17 protein-coding genes are annotated in these 16,823 nt (G+C 68.5%); 8 read left to right on the top strand and 9 right to left on the bottom strand.

The window, feature by feature from the left end; translation table 11 throughout:
* Positions 1–8 precede the first annotated feature (8 nt).
* Together thiE and hemL are read left to right on the top strand one after the other, a co-directional pair.
* Complete coding sequence (gene thiE, locus ACM2ZB_RS19265; RefSeq protein ID WP_416056622.1) at positions 9–635, top strand: thiamine phosphate synthase; 627 nt, start codon at positions 9–11, stop codon at positions 633–635.
* Between the two features lie 17 nt (positions 636–652).
* Positions 653–1,942 carry a glutamate-1-semialdehyde 2,1-aminomutase gene (gene hemL / locus ACM2ZB_RS19260; protein WP_313441445.1) on the top strand — a complete coding sequence of 430 codons (1,290 nt, stop codon included), beginning with the start codon at positions 653–655 and terminating at the stop codon, positions 1,940–1,942.
* Between the two features lie 654 nt (positions 1,943–2,596).
* Here hemL and azu read toward each other — a convergent pair.
* Positions 2,597–3,046 (bottom strand): azurin, encoded by a 450-nt coding sequence (gene azu / locus ACM2ZB_RS19255; protein WP_416056621.1) that lies wholly within the window; start codon positions 3,044–3,046, stop codon positions 2,597–2,599.
* Positions 3,047–3,168: 122 nt separating this feature from the next.
* Here azu and ACM2ZB_RS19250 point away from each other — a divergent pair, with 122 nt between their 5' ends.
* A complete protein-coding gene (locus ACM2ZB_RS19250; protein WP_416056620.1) occupies positions 3,169–3,771 on the top strand; it encodes an HAD-IA family hydrolase in 603 nt (200 codons plus the stop codon).
* 91 nt (positions 3,772–3,862) lie between these two features.
* Here ACM2ZB_RS19250 and ACM2ZB_RS19245 read toward each other — a convergent pair whose 3' ends face one another.
* Positions 3,863–5,089: an acetylornithine transaminase gene (locus ACM2ZB_RS19245; protein WP_313441451.1), complete on the bottom strand. Its 1,227-nt coding sequence runs from the start codon at positions 5,087–5,089 to the stop codon at positions 3,863–3,865.
* A 63-nt stretch (positions 5,090–5,152) separates the two neighbouring features.
* Between ACM2ZB_RS19245 and ACM2ZB_RS19240 the strand changes: the two genes are divergently transcribed.
* Entirely contained in the window at positions 5,153–6,025 is an 873-nt protein-coding gene (locus ACM2ZB_RS19240; protein WP_416056619.1) for an ion transporter, read from the top strand.
* Between the two features lie 67 nt (positions 6,026–6,092).
* On the opposite strand, the gene ACM2ZB_RS19235 is transcribed toward ACM2ZB_RS19240, so the two are convergent.
* Entirely contained in the window at positions 6,093–6,911 is an 819-nt protein-coding gene (locus tag ACM2ZB_RS19235) for an NAD(P)-dependent oxidoreductase (protein WP_313441458.1), read from the bottom strand.
* 107 nt (positions 6,912–7,018) lie between these two features.
* Between ACM2ZB_RS19235 and ACM2ZB_RS19230 the strand changes: the two genes are divergently transcribed.
* Positions 7,019–7,699 (top strand): hypothetical protein, encoded by a 681-nt coding sequence (locus ACM2ZB_RS19230; protein ID WP_416056618.1) that lies wholly within the window; start codon positions 7,019–7,021, stop codon positions 7,697–7,699.
* Between the two features lie 100 nt (positions 7,700–7,799).
* Here ACM2ZB_RS19230 and ACM2ZB_RS19225 read toward each other — a convergent pair whose 3' ends face one another.
* Both ACM2ZB_RS19225 and ACM2ZB_RS19220 read right to left on the bottom strand, forming a co-directional pair.
* Entirely contained in the window at positions 7,800–8,306 is a 507-nt protein-coding gene (locus ACM2ZB_RS19225; protein ID WP_416056617.1) for a DUF2867 domain-containing protein, read from the bottom strand.
* Positions 8,303–8,965, bottom strand: coding sequence for a serine/threonine-protein kinase (locus tag ACM2ZB_RS19220; protein WP_416056616.1), 663 nt, complete (start codon positions 8,963–8,965; stop codon positions 8,303–8,305). The genes ACM2ZB_RS19225 and ACM2ZB_RS19220 overlap by 4 nt, the downstream gene beginning before the upstream one ends.
* Before the next feature lie 85 nt (positions 8,966–9,050).
* On the opposite strand from ACM2ZB_RS19220, the gene ACM2ZB_RS19215 reads away from it, so the two are divergent.
* Complete coding sequence (locus tag ACM2ZB_RS19215; RefSeq protein ID WP_416056615.1) at positions 9,051–11,045, top strand: VTT domain-containing protein; 1,995 nt, start codon at positions 9,051–9,053, stop codon at positions 11,043–11,045.
* 163 nt (positions 11,046–11,208) lie between these two features.
* Here ACM2ZB_RS19215 and ACM2ZB_RS19210 read toward each other — a convergent pair whose 3' ends face one another.
* The 3 genes from ACM2ZB_RS19210 to ACM2ZB_RS19200 form a co-directional block, all read right to left on the bottom strand.
* Complete coding sequence (locus tag ACM2ZB_RS19210) at positions 11,209–11,787, bottom strand: LON peptidase substrate-binding domain-containing protein (protein ID WP_313441469.1); 579 nt, start codon at positions 11,785–11,787, stop codon at positions 11,209–11,211.
* Entirely contained in the window at positions 11,784–13,148 is a 1,365-nt protein-coding gene (gene mpl / locus ACM2ZB_RS19205) for a UDP-N-acetylmuramate:L-alanyl-gamma-D-glutamyl-meso-diaminopimelate ligase (RefSeq protein WP_416056614.1), read from the bottom strand. Before mpl ends, ACM2ZB_RS19210 begins: the two co-directional genes overlap by 4 nt.
* 330 nt (positions 13,149–13,478) lie before the next feature.
* Positions 13,479–14,042, bottom strand: a complete 564-nt coding sequence (locus ACM2ZB_RS19200) for an adenylate kinase (RefSeq protein WP_079223114.1) — start codon at positions 14,040–14,042, stop codon at positions 13,479–13,481.
* 136 nt (positions 14,043–14,178) lie between these two features.
* Between ACM2ZB_RS19200 and ACM2ZB_RS19195 the strand changes: the two genes are divergently transcribed.
* On the top strand, positions 14,179–15,435 hold the full coding sequence (locus ACM2ZB_RS19195) for a 6-phosphofructokinase (RefSeq protein WP_416056613.1): 1,257 nt from the start codon (positions 14,179–14,181) through the stop codon (positions 15,433–15,435).
* A gap of 28 nt (positions 15,436–15,463) precedes the next feature.
* Positions 15,464–15,856, top strand: a complete 393-nt coding sequence (locus ACM2ZB_RS19190) for a DUF488 domain-containing protein (protein WP_416056612.1) — start codon at positions 15,464–15,466, stop codon at positions 15,854–15,856.
* 152 nt (positions 15,857–16,008) lie between these two features.
* Here the strand turns inward: ACM2ZB_RS19190 and ACM2ZB_RS19185 are convergent, their stop codons facing one another.
* The gene (locus ACM2ZB_RS19185; protein ID WP_313441478.1) at positions 16,009–16,512 is read right to left on the bottom strand and encodes a hypothetical protein; all 504 of its coding nucleotides are present in this window, start codon (positions 16,510–16,512) and stop codon (positions 16,009–16,011) included.
* Between the last annotated feature and the right edge of the window lie 311 nt (positions 16,513–16,823).

Below are 16,823 nucleotides of genomic sequence, written 5' to 3'. Positions count from 1 at the left end.
AGCCATCGATGACTTCTGCTTCCCCGGCGCCCCGCGGCGTCTACCTGATCACCCCGGATGAACCCGACACCGCCCGCCTGCTGGCGCGTACCGCGCCGCTGCTGGCCGCCGGCGCCACCTGGCTGCAGTACCGCAACAAGACCGCCAGCGATGTGCTGCGGCAGGAACAGGCTGCGGCCCTGCAGGCGCTGTGCGCCAGCCACGGCGTGCCCCTCATCATCAACGACGACCCGGCACTGGCCCAGGCCGTCGGCGCGGCCGGCGTGCACCTGGGCGGCACCGACGGCGACATCCCCAGCGCGCGCGCCCTGCTCGGCCAGGACGCCATCATCGGCGCATCCTGCTACGACCAGCTGGCCAACGCCGAAAAGGCCGTGGCCGCCGGCGCCAGCTACGTGGCCTTCGGCGCCTTTTTTCCCACCACCACCAAGGTCACCAGCAGCCGCGCCCATGCCGACCTGCTGCGGCAGAGCGCCGCACTGGGCGTGCCGCGGGTGGCGATCGGCGGGCTGACGCCGGACAATGTCGGTCCCATCATCGACGCCGGCGCCGACCTGGTGGCCGTGGTCAGTGGCATCTATGCCGCGCAGGACCCGGTCGCGACCCAGCGCGCCTTCCTCGCCCAGTTCGCGTAACACCCAGGAAAGTCCCCATGAACCACGACCAGTCCCACGCCCTGTTCTCCCGCGCCCAGCAGCTGCTGCCCGGCGGCGTCAATTCGCCGGTGCGCGCGTTCAAATCGGTCGGCGGTGAACCGTTCTTCGTCGAGCGCGCCGATGGCGCCTACCTGTACGACGTCGACGGCAACCGCTACATCGACTACGTCGGTTCCTGGGGCCCGATGATCGTCGGCCACAACCACCCGGCCGTGCGCCAGGCGGTGAAGAAGGCCATCGACAACGGCCTGTCCTTCGGTGCGCCCTGCGCGGCCGAGGTGACCATGGCCGAGACCATCACCCGCCTGGTGCCGTCGTGCGAGATGGTGCGCATGGTCAACTCCGGCACCGAAGCCACGCTGTCGGCCATCCGCCTGGCCCGTGGCGCCACCGGCCGCAACCGCATCGTCAAGTTCGAAGGCTGCTACCACGGCCACGGCGACTCGTTCCTGGTCAAGGCCGGCAGTGGCATGCTGACCCTGGGCGTGCCGACCTCGCCGGGCGTGCCGGCCGGCCTGAGCGAACTGACCCTGACCCTGCCGTACAACGATTTCGACGCTGCCACCGCGCTGTTCGAGGCGCAGGGCAGCGAGATTGCCGGCCTGATCATCGAGCCGGTGGTGGGCAACGCCAACTGCATTCCGCCGCGCGACGGTTATCTGCAACACCTGCGTGCGCTGTGCACGCAGTACGGCGCGCTGCTGATCTTCGACGAAGTGATGACCGGCTTCCGCGTCGCCCTGGGCGGTGCGCAGGCGCACTACGGCATCACCCCGGACCTGAGCACCTTCGGCAAGATCATCGGCGGCGGCATGCCGGTGGGCGCTTACGGCGGCCGCCGCGAGCTGATGCAGCAGATCGCCCCGGCCGGCCCGATCTACCAGGCCGGCACGCTGAGCGGCAACCCGGTGGCGATGGCCGCCGGCCTGGCGATGCTGGAGCTGGTGTCGCAGCCAGGCTTCCACGATGACCTGGCCGAGCGTACCGCACGCCTGTGCGCGGGCCTGGAAGCGGCGGCGGCGGAAGCGGGCGTGGCGGTGACCACCACCCGTGTGGGCGCGATGTTCGGCCTGTTCTTCACCAGCGAAAAGGTGGAGACCTATGCCCAGGCCACCGCCTGCGACATCCCCGCGTTCAACCGCTTCTTCCACGCCATGCTGGACCAGGGCGTGTTCCTGGCGCCGTCGGCCTACGAGGCCGGCTTCATGTCCAGCGCGCACGATGATGCCGTGATCGAAGCGACCCTGGCTGCCGCCCGCGTGGCGTTCAAGGCTGCCAAGGGCTGAGCCCATGGTGGCCGGTGGGTGCCAACCTTGGTTGGCGCCGCCGTAGCACCGCATCCACGCATGGCGTGGATCTACCAGGCATTGCCGAGGCACGGCATCCACGCATGGCGTGGATCTACCAGGCATTGCCAGGGCACCGCATCCACGCATGGCGTGGATCTACCAGGCATTGCCGGGGCACGGCATCCACGCATGGCGTGGATCTACCAGGCATTGCCGGGGCACGGCATCCACGCATGGCGTGGATCTACCAGGCATTGCCGGGGCACGGCATCCACGCATGGCGTGGATCTACCAGGCATTGCCGGGGCACGGCATCCACGCATGGCGTGGATCTACCAGGCATTGCCGGGGCACGGCATCCACGCATGGCGTGGATCTACCAGGCATTGCCGGGGCACGGCATCCACGCATGGCGTGGATCTACCAGGCATTGCCGGGGCACCGCATCCACGCATGGCGTGGATCTACCAGGCATTGCCGGGGCACCGCATCCACGCATGGCGTGGATCTACCAGGCATTGCCGAGGCACGGCATCCACGCATGGCGTGGATCTACCAGGCATTGCCAGGGCACCGCATCCACGCATGGCGTGGATCTACCAAGCTGCGCGCACCGTTCCCCCAGTAGAGCCACGCCATGCGTGGCTGCAATCAACCGAAGACGAACTTGCCCTTCATCATCGCGAAGTGGCCTGGGAACGAGCAGAAGAAGGTGTAATCGCCGCCCTTCTGCAGGCCCTGGGTGGAGAAGCGCACGCGGGTGGATTCGCCGCCGCCGATCACCTTGGTGTGCGCCAGCACGCGCTTGTCGGCTTTCGGCAGATAGCTGTCGGCCAGGGTCATGCGCATGCCGGCCATCGCCACCGGCTGGTAGTCGGCCGTGCGGGTCAGCACCCAGTTATGGCCCATGGCGGTCGCTGCAAGCTTGCCGGTATGGCGCAGGGTCAGATCGACGGCCGTGCAATCGGCGGCCACCTTGATCTGGCTGCTGCTGAAGCTCATCTGGTCGGTGCTGTCGATATTCACCGCACACACGCGAGCCATCGCCGACGGCGCCAGCATCAGCGCGCCCAGTCCCACCGCTACCGTCCAAGCCTTCATCATCGCGTCTCCTGCAGGTTCGGCCCCCATTCTAGGCAGCCCTGTGCGGTGCCGGCTGCGACCGTCTGTCGCACGGGCGTGGCGGGGTTTCGCGGCATTCACTGCAGTGGCATGCTCGGCCGATGCGCATCGACCTGTTGCTGCTGGATGTGGATGGCGTGCTGGTGCAGTACCAGCGCGCGCAGCGCGTGCTGCATCTGGCGCGCGCGCTGGACGTGACCGCCGAGGCGGTGCAGGCGGCGCTGTATGACAGTGGGCTGGAAGCGGCGCACGATAGCGGCGCGCTGGATGGCGCGACCTACCTGACGCAACTGGGCGAACGGCTGGGCCGCAGCGTGGATGCGCAGACCTGGACCGCTGCACGGCAGGCCGCCAGCCATCCGCAGCAGGCCGTGCTGCAGCGGCTTGAGCACCTGCAGGTGCCGATGGCGGTACTGACCAACAACGGTGCACTGATGGTGCAGGCGCTGCCCGGCCTGGTGCCGGGCCTGTTCCCGGCGCTGCACGGGCGGGTGTTCTGCAGCGCGGATTCCAGCCTGCGCAAACCGCAGCCGGCGGCGTTCACCCGCGTGCTTGATCTGCTGGGCGCAGCGCCCGCGCACACGCTGTTCGTCGATGATCTGTTCGCCAACGTACGCGGCGCACGCGCGGCCGGCCTGCACGCGGAAACCGTGCGTGATGGGCGCGGGCTGGGGAAGGTATTGAAGCGCTACGCGATCCTGTAGAGCCGAGCCCATGCTCGGCTGCTGTCCTGACATCGCGATGAGCCGAGCATCGGCTCGGCTCTACAGGGGTTTCTCAGCACCAGCGCCAGGATCAGCGCGCGGCGACGAACGCGGCGATCGCGGCGCGCAGGCGCTTGAGGCCTTCAGCCACTTCTTCGTCGGTGATGTTCAGCGACGGCACGAAGCGCAGCACGTCCGGGCCGGCCTGCAGGGTCAGCAGGCCCTGGTCGGCGGCATGGTCGAGGATGGCACCGGCCTGGCCGGCGAAGGCCGGGCTCAGCACTGCGCCCAGCATCAGGCCGCGGCCACGCACGCCGCTGAACACGCCGAACTCTTCGCTGATGCGGTCGAAACCATCGCGCAGCGCCTTCGACTGGCGGCTGACATTGGCGGCGATCTCCGGCGAGGCCAGCTTGCGCAGCGCCACGCGGGCCACGGCGGCGGCCAGCGGATTGCCACCAAAGGTGGTGCCGTGGGCGCCGAACTGCATGGTTTCAGCCACCTTCGGGCCGGCCAGCATGGCGCCGATCGGGAAGCCACCGCCCAGTGCCTTGGCCAGGGTGACCATGTCCGGCACCACGTCATCCTGCCAGTGCGCGAACAGGGTGCCGGTACGGCCCATGCCCGCCTGGATCTCATCGAGCACCAGCAGCGCATTGTGCTGGTCGCACAGCTCGCGCACGCGCTTGAGGAAACCGGACTTGGCCGGCATCACGCCGCCCTCGCCCTGCACCGGCTCCAGCATCACCGCAGCCACATCGCCGGCGGCCATCGCCGTTTCCAGCTGCACTTCATCGTTGAAGTCGATGTAGCGGAAGCCACCGGGCAGCGGCTCGTAGCCTTCCTGGTACTTCGGCTGGGCGGTGGCGGTCACCGCACCCATGGTGCGGCCGTGGAAACTGCCGCGGAAGGTGATGATGACGCGCTTGTCGGCCGGGCGGCCCTGGCTGGAGGCCCACTTGCGGACCATCTTGATGGCCACTTCGTTGGCTTCGGCGCCGGAATTGCACAGGAACACGCGCTCGGCGAAGCGGCTGGCCTGCACCAGTTCCTCGGCCAGGTGCAGCGGCGGTGCGCTGTAGAAGACGTTGCTGGTGTGCCACAGCTTGCCGGCCTGTTCGACCAGCGCGGCCACCAGGTCCGGGTCGTTGTGGCCCAGGCCACACACGGCGATGCCGGCGGCCAGATCGATGAACTCGCGGCCCTGGCTGTCCCACACGCGGGCGCCCTGGCCTCGCTCCAGCACCACCTGGCGGGGCTTGTACACCGGCAGGTAGTAGTGCGACAGGGAGATCAACGGATCGGTAGCGGCGGTCATGGCAGTGGATTGGGTTCAGGAACGCCCATTCTCGCCCCCCAGCCCCTGCGGCACAATGTGCGGATGCGCCCGTTTTCCGCCCCCCAGCTGAACCCCGCCACCGCTTCCGGCTGGCGCCGGACCTGGTTCGACATCATCTACCGCCACGACACACGGCCGTCCCGCAATTTCGACCTGATCCTGGTGGTGGCGATCATCGCCAGCATCCTGGTGGTGATGATCGACAGCGTGCAGCACCTGCACGTGGCGTGGTCGGACTGGCTGTACGTCATCGAATGGGGCTTCACCGCCCTGTTCACGCTGGAGTACCTGCTGCGCCTGGCAGTGGTGAAACGGCCGCTGCGCTACGCAGTCAGCATCTGGGGCATCATCGACCTGCTGTCCATCCTGCCGGCCTATCTGTCGCTGTTCATTCCCGGCGCGCAGAGCCTGCTGGTGGTGCGCGCGCTGCGCATCCTGCGCGTGTTCCGCATCCTCAAGCTGACCCGCTACATCGAGGAAAGCGGCATCCTGCTGCAGTCGCTGTGGCGCAGCCGGCGCAAGATCCTGCTGTTCCTGTTCACGGTCATCACCATCACCATCATCGCCGGCACCCTGATGTACATCATCGAGGGCCCCGAACACGGCTTCAGCAACATCCCGGCCAGCATGTACTGGGCGGTGGTGACCATGGCCACCGTCGGCTTCGGCGATATCGTGCCGCAGACCGTGCTGGGCCGCTTCGTCACCTCGGTGCTGATCCTGATCGGTTACAGCATCATCGCCGTGCCCACCGGCATCTACACCGCCGAACTGGCCAGCACCATGCGCGATGCCGAACTGGCCGCACGCCGTGATGCCCGCGGCTGCCCGCACTGCGGGCTGGAAGGCCACGAGCCCGATGCACGCCATTGCCGCAGGTGCGGCGGGGAACTGCCCGATACCTTCAACCCCTGAAGGACGGGCGTACGCCGGACGGGTCCGTGGACCCGCCGTCGCCTCGCGGCGGTGAACGCCCTGCCGATCAATCCAGGAACAGATCCGGCAGCAGCGGCCGCGTGGCATCCATGGCATACCCGGACAGATCGGTCACCCCGGCGTCGCCCAGCACTTCATCATCGATCAGGAAGCGGCCATGGAACCCGGCCGCTTCCCGCACCAGCACGGCATGCGCGGCATCGGCCATGATCTGCGGCGTACGGCAGCCCGCCGCGTCCACGCCGGGAATCATGTTGATCGCATCGGTGGCGATCACCGTGCGCGGCCACAGCGCGTTGACCGCCACGCCCTGCGGCCCGAATTCCGCGGCCAGGCCCAGGGTAACGAAGCTCATGCCCATCTTGGCCAGCGTGTAGCCGGTATGCGCGCCCCACCACTTCGGTTCGAGGCTGGGCGGCGGAGCCAGGGTGAGGATGTGCGGGTTGGGCGCCTGCAGCAGGTAGGGCAGGCAGGCCTGTGCACACAGGAAGCTGCCGCGCGAATTGACCTGCTGCATCAGGTCGAAGCGCTTCATCGGCGTGTCCAGCGTACCGCGCAGCCAGATCGCGCTGGCGTTGTTGATGAGGATGTCGATGCCCCCGAAGGTATCGACGGTGGCCGCCACGGCCGCTTTCACCTGGTCTTCCTCGCGGATATCGCACTTCAGCGCCAGGCCCTGGCCGCCGGCGGCGTTGACGGCCTCGGCTGCGGAGTGGATGGTGCCCGGCAGCTTCGGGTTGGGAACCGATGATTTGGCGGCGATGGCCACGTTGGCCCCGTCGCGCGCGGCGCGCAGCGCGATGGCCAGACCGATACCGCGCGAGGCACCGGTGATGAATAGCGTTTTGCCCTGCAGACTGCCCACGTTCCACACTCCAGCGTATGCAATGAGCCGCTAGTATGCCGCGCCGACGCCGGGTTCACCGCGCGTTGACGATACTGGTGCCCCGGTCAACGCACGAGGTACATGCCATGCGCCGTTCCCGCCTGTTGCTGCCTGCCCTGTCCCTGGCCCTGCTGGCCGCCTGCCAGGGCGGCCCCCCGGAACCGGGCAAGGCGCCGGCCTCGGGCGATGCGCCCGCCGCCAGCAAGGCTGCCGACGGATCGCTGCGCTGGAGCGAGGCGGTGGTCTGGGATGGCGACCTGAACGCCTGCCGCCAGGGCGACAGCAACGCCACCCGCGATTGCCTGCGCGATGCGATGAAGGCCGGTGGCGCCAGCGCCGATGCCGTGGCCGCCGCCGAGCAGCTGTCCACCGGGGGTGAGCTGGCCTACGTGACCGCCTGGCACGAGCATGACGGCCTGGGCGTGGCCACGGTTGAGTACCCGTTCCGCGCCAATACCAATGAGGGCACCCGCCTGGTCGATGCCGGTGGCAAGCGCATCGACGTGGATGCAGTGCAGCTGGATGACACGCTGCGCGCCGATGCGGGTGTGCAGGAACTGCTGAAGGCCCACCCACAGGCCACGCCGTTCGCACCCGCACAGGCCGCGGGCACGGCGCCACTGGACGGCGGCGGCATCCGGCTGCTGTACCGCACGCCGCTGCGCGACTGCCATGCCTGCCCGGATGTCGGCCAGTTGCAGATCGGTTATGACTTCGATGGCCAGCGCAATTTCATCGGCCAGCAGGTGGTGCCGGCGGCGCCTTGATGCCAGAACGATTCATGCCCGCCGGGCACGGCCCGGCGCTACCGGTCCGGAGCGTGTCCTCAAGGTAGCGCCGGGCCATGCCCGGCGGCGCGGCATCGAATCAACCGTACGCCCGTACCTGCTTCTTCAGCAGATGCGGCACGATCAACCGGTGCACGGGCGCCACGGGCAGCATGTAAACCCGCCCGAACACGTTGTGGGTATGCACCACGGTGGCCACTTCCAGCATATCGCCCTGCCACTGCAGGGCCAGCTGCACGCGCAGGTGGCGGTCGTTGTCTTCCAGCACGATGGCGTCGTCGCGCAACGACTGCAGGGTGAAGATGCCCAGCCGCTGGCCGGGGCGTGGTGCCCTGGTGTCCTGCACCGCGCGCAGCGAGCCCAGGTCCTTCATGCCCAGCAGGCGCATGCCGCGGTTGCGCAGCGCCATCAACCCATCGAACCAGCCGGGGATGGTCGTGGCCATATCCCGATAGGCCTGCAGCGCGCTGCGGCCGTCGCGACAGGTACTGGCCTGGCAGGCGTGCACGAAGTCGGCGCCGGCCAGCTGCGCGCGCAGCACGCTTGCCGCACTCGGCGGCGCCGTGACCACGGTGGCCGTGCTCACGGCTTGGGCCCCTGCCCCTCGTTGTCTTCCCAATGCAGGATGCGGCGGGTGACGAAGCGGTAGACCGGCTTGCCGGTGGCAAACCACAGCTCGCGCACCCACGAGGTGCGCTTGAGCACGCGCTTTTCCACCGGGGTGAGCGACTCGCGGCAGTACATGCGCTTGTGCTTGAGCAGATGGCGCAGATCCTCGCGGGCCAGCAGGCGCATCCAGCGCGAGCGCGGGTTGCCGATCACCGCCAGCTGGAAGTCGATCAGCGCCGGTCGGCCATCCTCGGTGACCAGCCAGTTGGCTTCCTTGGCCAGGTCGTTGTGGGCCACGCCACGCCGGTGCAGCTGCTGCAGCAGGCGCCGCGCGGCACGGAACCAGGCCAGGTCACCGCGCGGTGGCCGCTGGTACATCGCGTCACCGGCCATGAAGCTGCGATCCAGATGACGGCCATCCCAGTCCAGCAATTGCGGCACATCGGCCATGCCGTGGATATGGCGCAGCGCGCGGGCTTCGCGCCGTGCCAGCCACCACGCAGGCAGCCGCAACCACAGCGGCGTGGCGCCCAGATCGCGGCGCACGAAGGGGCCTTGCGGGCCCTGCACAAGCAGGATGCGGCCGAAGCTGTCGGCCTTCAAAGCACGGATGGGAGCGTCTGGCGAATGCGGCATGCACCCATTCTAGGCGATGGCGCCTGTTGCAAACGGTCACCAAGCCGCTGGGAACCAGTCACCTTCACGCCTCTATAATCGGGCAATGGACTCTTCATGGATCGACGCCACCCTCGCGTGGATTGCCGCCCATCCCGTACTTGCGGGCGCGGTTATTTTTCTGATCGCCTTCTGCGATGCGGTCATCATTCTGGGTGCCATCGTGCCGGCCCTGCCCCTGCTGTTCGCGGTGGGTGTGTTCATCGGCCTGGGCCAGATCTCCGGGCCGTATGCAGTGGCGGCAGCCGCGCTTGGCGCCTTCGCCGGCGATGGCATCAGCTACTGGATCGGCCGCCGCTGGGGTGATCGCCTGCGCGGCGTCTGGCCGTTCAGCCGCTACCCGCAGCTGCTGGACCGCGGCGAGAACCTGTTCCGCCGCAATGCCTTCAAGAGCATTCTGGTGGCCCGCTATGTGGGTGCCATCCGGCCCTTCGTGCCGGCCATCGCCGGCATGATGAAGATGCCGGCCAGCCGCTACGTGCAGGCCAGCGGCATCGCCAGCCTGTCCTGGGCCGTGCTGTTCCTGGCCCCGGGCTGGGTGCTGGGCGAAGCCTACGATGCGGTCGCTGCGGTGGCGGGCCGGCTGGTGGTGGTGGTCGGCCTGCTGGTGGTCATCCTCGGCCTGGTCTGGGCCATCGTGCTGTACGGCTACCGCTGGTCGGCCGCGCGCATGGACCACTGGCTGGCACGCCTGCTGGACTGGTCCAACCGCCACCCCACGCTGGGCCGCTACACCGTGGGCGTGCTGGACCCGAAGCGCCGCGAGTCGGTGCCGCTGGCAATGCTGGCGCTGATGCTGCTGTTGCTGGGCTGGGGCTGGTTCGCGCTGCTGACCGTGGTGGTCGCCCATGGCGAACCACTGGCCATCGACCTGCTGGTGCACCAGGCCATGCTGGCACTGCGCAATCCACTGGCCGACTACCCGATGGCCGCGCTGGCCTCGCTGGGTGCGTGGCAGGTGCTGATGCCGGCCACTGCCGCGGCCATGGGTTACCTGGTCTGGCGCCGGCGCTGGATGGCCGCCGCACACTGGCTGGCCGCGCTGGCCTTCGGCCTGGCCCTGACCAAGCTGCTGGGCGCCACCGTGGACGTGGTGCGCCCGGTCGATGCCAGCAGCGGCTTCGGCTTCCCGTCGGTGTCGGTCACCATGGCCACGATCACCTTCGGCTTCTTCGCGGTGCTGATCGCCCGCGAAATGCCGGGCCGCACCCGCGTCTGGCCCTATCTGGTATCGGGCATCGTGGTCAGCCTGATCGGCTTCTCGCGCCTGTACCTGGGCGCGCACTGGCTGAGCGATGTGATCGGCGGCATGCTGTTCGGCACCTTCTGGCTGCTGGTGCTGGGCATCGCCTACCGCCGCCGCTTCAACCGCTCGTTCTGGGTCAAGCCGGTGGCGTGGCTGTTCTACGGCGTCTTCGTGCTGGCGGCGATGTGGTACGCGCCACGCAACATCCCGGTGAAGCTGGAACGCTTCGAACCGACCCTGCCGGCGCCGCTGGCGATGGACATGCAGGCCTGGTGGCAGCAGGACTGGGCGAAACTGCCGGCACGCCGCAACGAATTCGACGATGACCAGCGCTGGCCGCTGGACGTGCAGGTAGCCGGCCCGCTGGCGCCGCTGCAGGCCCGCCTGGAAGCGCAGGGCTGGACGGTGCAGGCCCAGGCCGGCTGGCAGGAAGCGCTGCTGATGCTGGACAAGAACACCGGTGCCAGCGAACTGCCGGTGCTGCCGGCCACGCTGGATACGCGGGTGGAAGCGCTGCTGATGGTGCGCCAGGGCGCGAAGCCGGATGAGCGCTACGTGCTGCGCCTGTGGCAGGCACCAGCCCGCCTGCAGCCCGGCGACACTCCGCTGTGGCTGGGCAGTGCGCAGACCCTGCGCTACGAGCGCCACTTCCAGTGGATCGGCATGTGGCACCCGGTGCGCGGCATCGATCCCGCGTTCAATGCGGTGAAGCAGGCCGTGCAGGAACTGCCGCAGCGCGAGGACGTGCAGGCGGAAACCGGCTTGCCGGTGCTGCGGTTGAAGACCACGCCGTGATGGATAAGCCGAGCATGGGCTCGGCGCTACCGGAACGTGGATGGGTAGCGCCGGGCCATGCCCGGCGGCGTAGATCCACGCCATGCGTGGATGACGGTTCCAGTAGATCCACGCCATGCGTGGATGGCGGTTCCAGTAGATCCACGCCATGCGTGGATGGCTTTTACGGCATCCAGCCCAGCAGCTGCTGCAGGCGCTGGTGCGGGTCATCCATCTGCAGCAGCTGCAGTCGCTGCTGTTCCTGCAGCGGCAGCAGCTCGGCCAGCCGCCAGCCGACCCAGCTGGCCTGGTCCAGCAGCGCCGGACTGGCTGGCGCGTAGGCCTCGCCGGCCTGTTCGATGATGTGCCCCAGCACCGTGGCCAGCAGCGCGTGCTGCGGCCGCAGTTCGTCATCGGGGTCTTCGTCGCACCAGCGCACGTCGGCCACCACCAGGCCGTTGTCACGCACGCGGGTACGCTCGACATGGAAGCGACGCGTGCCACGCAGGCGAAGCTGCAGCACACCATCGGCGCCGACGTCGAAATCCTCGATGCGCACCTGCACGCCGTAGGCGGCCGGCGTGGCCGGCGCCCCCACTTCCTGGCCATCCAGGATCAGGCAGACGCCGAAGCCTTCGCCACTACGGCCGGTGTCGCGCACCAGATCCAGGTAGCGCCGCTCGAACACCCGCAGGCCGACTGCCGCACCGGGTACCAGCGTGGTGTGCAGCGGGAACAGCGGCAGCGAACCGTCGGCGCTCATCGGGCCTGCAGGGCGGCGAGGAAGCGGCGCGGCGCGCCGTCGAAGCCACCGTTGGACATGAACACCACGTGGTCACCGCTGCGCACGCGGGACTGCAGCTGGGCCAGCAGCGCATCGGTATCCGGCACGGCATGGGCCTGGCCACGCACGGCGGCAATCACCGCTGCCGCATCCCAGGCCAGTTCCGGCCGGTGCAGGAACACCACCTCATCGGCCAGCGCCAGCGACGGTGCCAGCGCCTGCGCGTGTGCGCCCAGCCGCATCGAATTGCTGCGCGGCTCCATCGCGACCACGATGCGCGCGTCGCCGACCTTGGCCCGCAGGCCCTCCAGCGTGGTGGCGATGGCGGTGGGGTGATGGGCGAAATCGTCGTAGACGGTAATGTCGTCACAGCTGCCGATCACTTCCATGCGGCGCTTGACGCTGCGGAAGCGGGCCAGCGCCGGGATCACCTCGGCCGGGTCCACCCCCACCGCGTGCGCGGCGGCCAGCGCGGCCAGGCCGTTGAGCACGTTGTGGCGGCCCAGCAGCGGCCACTGCACCTCGCCCAGCGCCTGCCCGCGATGGTGCACGCGGAAGGCACTGCCATCGGCGGCCAGCAGCTCGGCATGCCATTCCAGCGACGGATCGAAGCCGAAGCGCTCGACCGGCGTCCAGCAGCCCATGGCCAGCACTTCGGCCAGGTGCGGATCCTCACCGTTGACGATCAGGCGGCCGCGCGCAGGCACGGTGCGCACCAGGTGGTGGAACTGGCGCTGGATCGCGGCCACATCGGGGAAGATGTCGGCGTGGTCGTATTCGAGGTTGTTGAGGATGGCCACCAGCGGCCGGTAGTGCACGAACTTGCTGCGCTTGTCGAAGAAGGCGGTGTCGTACTCATCGGCCTCGACCACGAACTCGCGTCCCTTGCCCAGCCGGGCGGAGACGCCGAAGTCCTCGGCCACGCCGCCGATCAGGAAGCCCGGCGCGCGCCCGGCACTTTCCAGCAGCCAGGTCAGGATGGTGGTGGTGGTGGTCTTGCCGTGGGTACCGGCCACGGCCAGCGTGTCGCGGCCGGGCAGGACCTGCTCGGACAGCCACTGGGCACCGGAGATGTAGCGCTGGCCGGCGTCGAGCACCGCTTCCACCGCAGGGTTGCCGCGCGACAGCGCGTTGCCGATCACCACCTCGTCGGTCCCGGCCGGCACGCTGTCGGCGCGGTAGCCCTGGTCCAGAGTGATGCCCAGCTGTTCCAGCTGGGTGGACATCGGCGGATAGATGGCCTGGTCGCTGCCACTGACCGGATGGCCCAGTTCCCGCGCCAGGGCGGCCACGCCACCCATGAAGGTGCCGGCGATTGCAAGGATATGTACGCTGCTCATGACCGGGGATTGTGACCGATCACGGCTGTATAGGGCCATTGTCGGAAATCGGGTCAGACAACTCCTACAGGCGTTGTGAGAAAACTCCAATCGTCTGTCAGGGAATTCCCGATAGCGATGTTATGTGAACCCGTACACAATTAATCGTGCCAGCCGCAGTACCCGAACCGGTCCTACTCCCCAAGAGGCCATCCCCAAGGGAGCTCATGCTGCGGGGCCCTGAGCAAGCCCTCCGCTGGCGCCTATGAAACGACACAGGCCTGATCCGCAAGGATCAGGCCTGTGTCGTTTCAGGCGCGGAAGGGCCGGCGCGGTGCCGGCCCACCACCGTCAACCCTTGATCGCCGCCAGGATGCGGGCTTCGATCTCGTCCAGGTCGCCGACGCCGTCGACGCGGGCCAGGGTGCCACGGCCGGCGTAGAAGTCGACCACCGGAGCGGTCTGGTCGTTGTAGACCTGCAGGCGCTGGCGCACCGCTTCCGGGTTGTCATCGGCGCGGCCCTGTTCCTGCGCGCGGCCGGCGATGCGCTCGACCAGCAGTTCGGTGGCCACGTCCAGCTGCACCACCGCATCCAGCGGCTGGCCGATCTTGGCCAGCAGGCCGTCCATCGCATTGGCCTGGGCCACGTTGCGCGGGTAGCCGTCCAGGATGAAGCCCTTGGCGACATCGGCCTGGGTCAGACGCGACTCCAGCATGCCCAGCAGGATGTCGTCCGACACCAGGTTGCCGGCGTCCATGACCGCCTTGGCCTGCTTGCCCAGTTCCGAGCCCGCGGCGATTTCCGCGCGCAGCATGTCACCGGTCGAAATATGGGCGATGCCCAGCTTTTCCTTCAGGCGCGTCGCCTGTGTCCCCTTGCCCGAACCGGGCGGTCCCAACAGAACCAATCGCATTGACCTGACTCCAACGTGTTGAAAACAAAGAAGGTTCGCGCCCCGGACGGACCGGTATCGCTGCACCGCAATAGCGCCACTTTACCGCATCCGGGTAATGTCCCTGCAATGTCCTTTCCCCCGAGCAGGTAGACGCATGCGCAACGGTACTCTCCTCTACGCCCAATCCGGCGGTGTCACCGCCGTCATCAACGCCACGGCGGCGGCGGTGATCGAGCAGGCCCGGGCCAAGGGCATCAAGGTCCTGGCAGCGCGCAACGGCATCCTCGGCGCCCTGCGCGAGGAACTGATCGACACCAGCAAGGAGAGTGCCGCCGCCATCCGCGCCCTCGCCCACACCCCGGGCGGCGCCTTCGGTTCGTGCCGGGTCAAGCTGAAATCGCTGGAGGCCGACCGTGCCCGTTACGACCGCCTGCTGGAGGTACTGCGCGCCCACGACGTGCGCTGGTTCCTCTACAACGGCGGCAACGACTCGGCCGACACCGCGCTGAAGGTCTCGCTGCTGGCCAAGGCGTCCGGCTACGACCTGACCTGCATCGGCGTGCCCAAGACCATCGACAACGACCTGGCGGTGACCGACACCTGCCCGGGCTTCGGCTCGGCGGCCAAGTACACCGCCGTCTCGGTGCGCGAGGCCGCGCTGGACGTGGCGGCGATGGCCGAGACCTCCACCCGCGTCTTCATCTACGAAGCCATGGGCCGCCACGCCGGCTGGCTGGCCGCCGCCGCCGGCCTGGCCGGCAACGGCGAGGACGAGGCCCCGCACATCATCCTGCTGCCCGAGCGCGCCTATGACGAGGCTACCTTCCTGGCCAAGGTCAAGGCCGTGGTCGAGCGTGTCGGCTACTGCGTGGTGGTCGCTTCGGAAGGCATCGCCACCGCCGATGGCCGCTTCGTCGCCGATGCCGGCGGCAGCAAGGACTCCTTCGGCCATTCCCAGCTGGGCGGCGTGGCTGCGCACCTGGCCGGGCGGGTCAAGGACCAGCTGGGCCTGAAGGTGCATTGGGCCCTGCCCGACTACCTGCAGCGCTCGGCCCGGCACCTGGCCAGCAGGACCGACTGGGAGCAGGCGCAGGCGGTCGGCAAGGCCGCCGTGCAGCTGGCGCTGAAAGGCCAGAACGGCGTGATGCCGGTGATCGTGCGCAGCAGCGACGCGCCCTACCGTTGGAAGATCGAAGCGGCGCCACTGTCGAAGATCGCCAACCATGAGAAGAAGATGCCGGCCGGCTTCATCCGCCGCGATGGTTTCGGCATCACCGCCAAGGCGCGCGCCTACCTGCAGCCGCTGATCAAGGGCGAAGCGCCCCTGCCCTACGGCGCTGACGGCCTGCCCAAGTACGTCACCCTGAAGAACGTGGCGGTGAAGCAGAAGCTACCCGCGTTCGAAGGCTGACCCGCGGCCGAGGCAAGGGAGGAAAGCGATGGCACTGCGCGTTGTTCGACTCGGTACGCCACGCGTACCCGGCGAGGGCCTGCGCATCGGTACCGTGCGGCGCCCGCCGCGCGGTGTACCGCGCAGCGAATTCGCCAGGCAGGACTGGTACGACGTCTGGTTCCCGACCCTGTCGCCCAGCCCTGATCTGGTGAAGCAGGCGCACGCGGCACGCACCGCTGCAGACTGGAAGGCTTTCTTCCGCCACTACAAGGCGGAAATGAAGGCGCCCGACGCAGCGCATGCGCTGGATCTGCTGGCCGCGCTGTCGCAGCACAGCGACATCGCGGTGGGCTGCTACTGCGAGGACGAGGCCCACTGCCATCGCACCGCTCTGCGCGAGCTGCTGGTCGCGCGCGGGGCGACGCTGGCCGGGGGTTGATGGAGGGGCTGCCGGCCAGCGGCCGGCACTACCGGGTTCTCCGCCGGGCCTGGCCCGGCGCTACCGGTGCGGGCCGCAATACATCGACGCCATGCGTGGATGCACGCCGTAGTAGATCCACGCCATGCGTGGATGTGCGGCGCCGGACATCCTCAATTGCACGCCTTTCCTTCCATCTGCAGCTGCGCGGCGAACATCGTCACCTGCGGGATCTTGCCTGCCGCCGCCTGCTTCTTCGCTTCTTCCAGATAGATGCGCGACTGGCCCTGGCCATCCAGCGCCTGGCTGTTGTTGACCGGCAGGCGCCACACCCGCACCACCGCCTGCTGCGCCGGACAGGCCGCACTGGGCACGCGGATCACATCGTTGAGCTTCCAGCCCTTGTCGGCACTGGGCTGGGCCTTGGCGTAATCGACAAAGCGGGCACGCGGCTGGCACTGTTCGCTGGTGCGTACGGCGGCAAAGCGATAGGGCTCGGCGGCTTGGCCGGTGAACGCACCTTCCAGCCGCGCGCAGGCCTCGGGAATCTGCCGCAGCGTGTGCACCGCGCCCACCGCCTGCGCTGCGCCGACCGCGCGCTGCAGTTCGGGGGTTTCAGCAGCGAAGGCCGGCACGGCCGGGGCCAGGGCGGCAAGCATCAGCAGGGGCAGGCGCATGGGAATCTCCGTCAGGACTGTGCGCAGGCTTGCAGAAGGTGGCTTAACGGGGTGCAAAGGGTCCGTCGCTCTCAAGGCATGCCCATGGCCCGGCGGCGGGTTCCGCGCGCATGGCGATGCGTTCATCTGAAGGGCGCCCACGGGTCATGCGGCGCGGCATGGCCATTCGAGCATGGCCAGCACAGCCAGTCGAGCAAGCTCGACTCTACGGATGGCCGGACGCATACTGCGGGCACCAGGGAATGCTGAACACCGCCATACGTCGGACGACCGCCTCGGTCGGCACGGGTTGGTTCCAGGCTGCAACCCGT

The sequence above is a fragment of the Stenotrophomonas maltophilia genome, from assembly GCF_047782825.1.
In the GTDB taxonomy this organism is placed as follows: Bacteria; Pseudomonadota; Gammaproteobacteria; order Xanthomonadales; family Xanthomonadaceae; genus Stenotrophomonas.
The sequence above is the reverse complement of the archived record's forward strand: the minus strand, read 5'-3'. Positions and strand labels throughout refer to the sequence as shown.

Bases quoted from the DNA above. Each gene is read 5' to 3' on its own strand.
- thiE (WP_416056622.1), top strand. From the start codon at position 9: ATGACTTCTGCTTCCCCGGCGCCCCGCGGCGTCTACCTGATCACCCCG.
- hemL (WP_313441445.1), top strand. From the start codon at position 653: ATGAACCACGACCAGTCCCACGCCCTGTTCTCCCGCGCCCAGCAGCTG.
- azu (WP_416056621.1), bottom strand. From the start codon at position 3,046: ATGAAGGCTTGGACGGTAGCGGTGGGACTGGGCGCGCTGATGCTGGCG.
- ACM2ZB_RS19250 (WP_416056620.1), top strand. From the start codon at position 3,169: ATGCGCATCGACCTGTTGCTGCTGGATGTGGATGGCGTGCTGGTGCAG.
- ACM2ZB_RS19245 (WP_313441451.1), bottom strand. From the start codon at position 5,089: ATGACCGCCGCTACCGATCCGTTGATCTCCCTGTCGCACTACTACCTG.
- ACM2ZB_RS19240 (WP_416056619.1), top strand. From the start codon at position 5,153: ATGCGCCCGTTTTCCGCCCCCCAGCTGAACCCCGCCACCGCTTCCGGC.
- ACM2ZB_RS19230 (WP_416056618.1), top strand. From the start codon at position 7,019: ATGCGCCGTTCCCGCCTGTTGCTGCCTGCCCTGTCCCTGGCCCTGCTG.
- ACM2ZB_RS19220 (WP_416056616.1), bottom strand. From the start codon at position 8,965: ATGCCGCATTCGCCAGACGCTCCCATCCGTGCTTTGAAGGCCGACAGC.
- ACM2ZB_RS19215 (WP_416056615.1), top strand. From the start codon at position 9,051: ATGGACTCTTCATGGATCGACGCCACCCTCGCGTGGATTGCCGCCCAT.
- ACM2ZB_RS19210 (WP_313441469.1), bottom strand. From the start codon at position 11,787: ATGAGCGCCGACGGTTCGCTGCCGCTGTTCCCGCTGCACACCACGCTG.
- mpl (WP_416056614.1), bottom strand. From the start codon at position 13,148: ATGAGCAGCGTACATATCCTTGCAATCGCCGGCACCTTCATGGGTGGC.
- ACM2ZB_RS19200 (WP_079223114.1), bottom strand. From the start codon at position 14,042: ATGCGATTGGTTCTGTTGGGACCGCCCGGTTCGGGCAAGGGGACACAG.
- ACM2ZB_RS19195 (WP_416056613.1), top strand. From the start codon at position 14,179: ATGCGCAACGGTACTCTCCTCTACGCCCAATCCGGCGGTGTCACCGCC.
- ACM2ZB_RS19190 (WP_416056612.1), top strand. From the start codon at position 15,464: ATGGCACTGCGCGTTGTTCGACTCGGTACGCCACGCGTACCCGGCGAG.
- ACM2ZB_RS19185 (WP_313441478.1), bottom strand. From the start codon at position 16,512: ATGCGCCTGCCCCTGCTGATGCTTGCCGCCCTGGCCCCGGCCGTGCCG.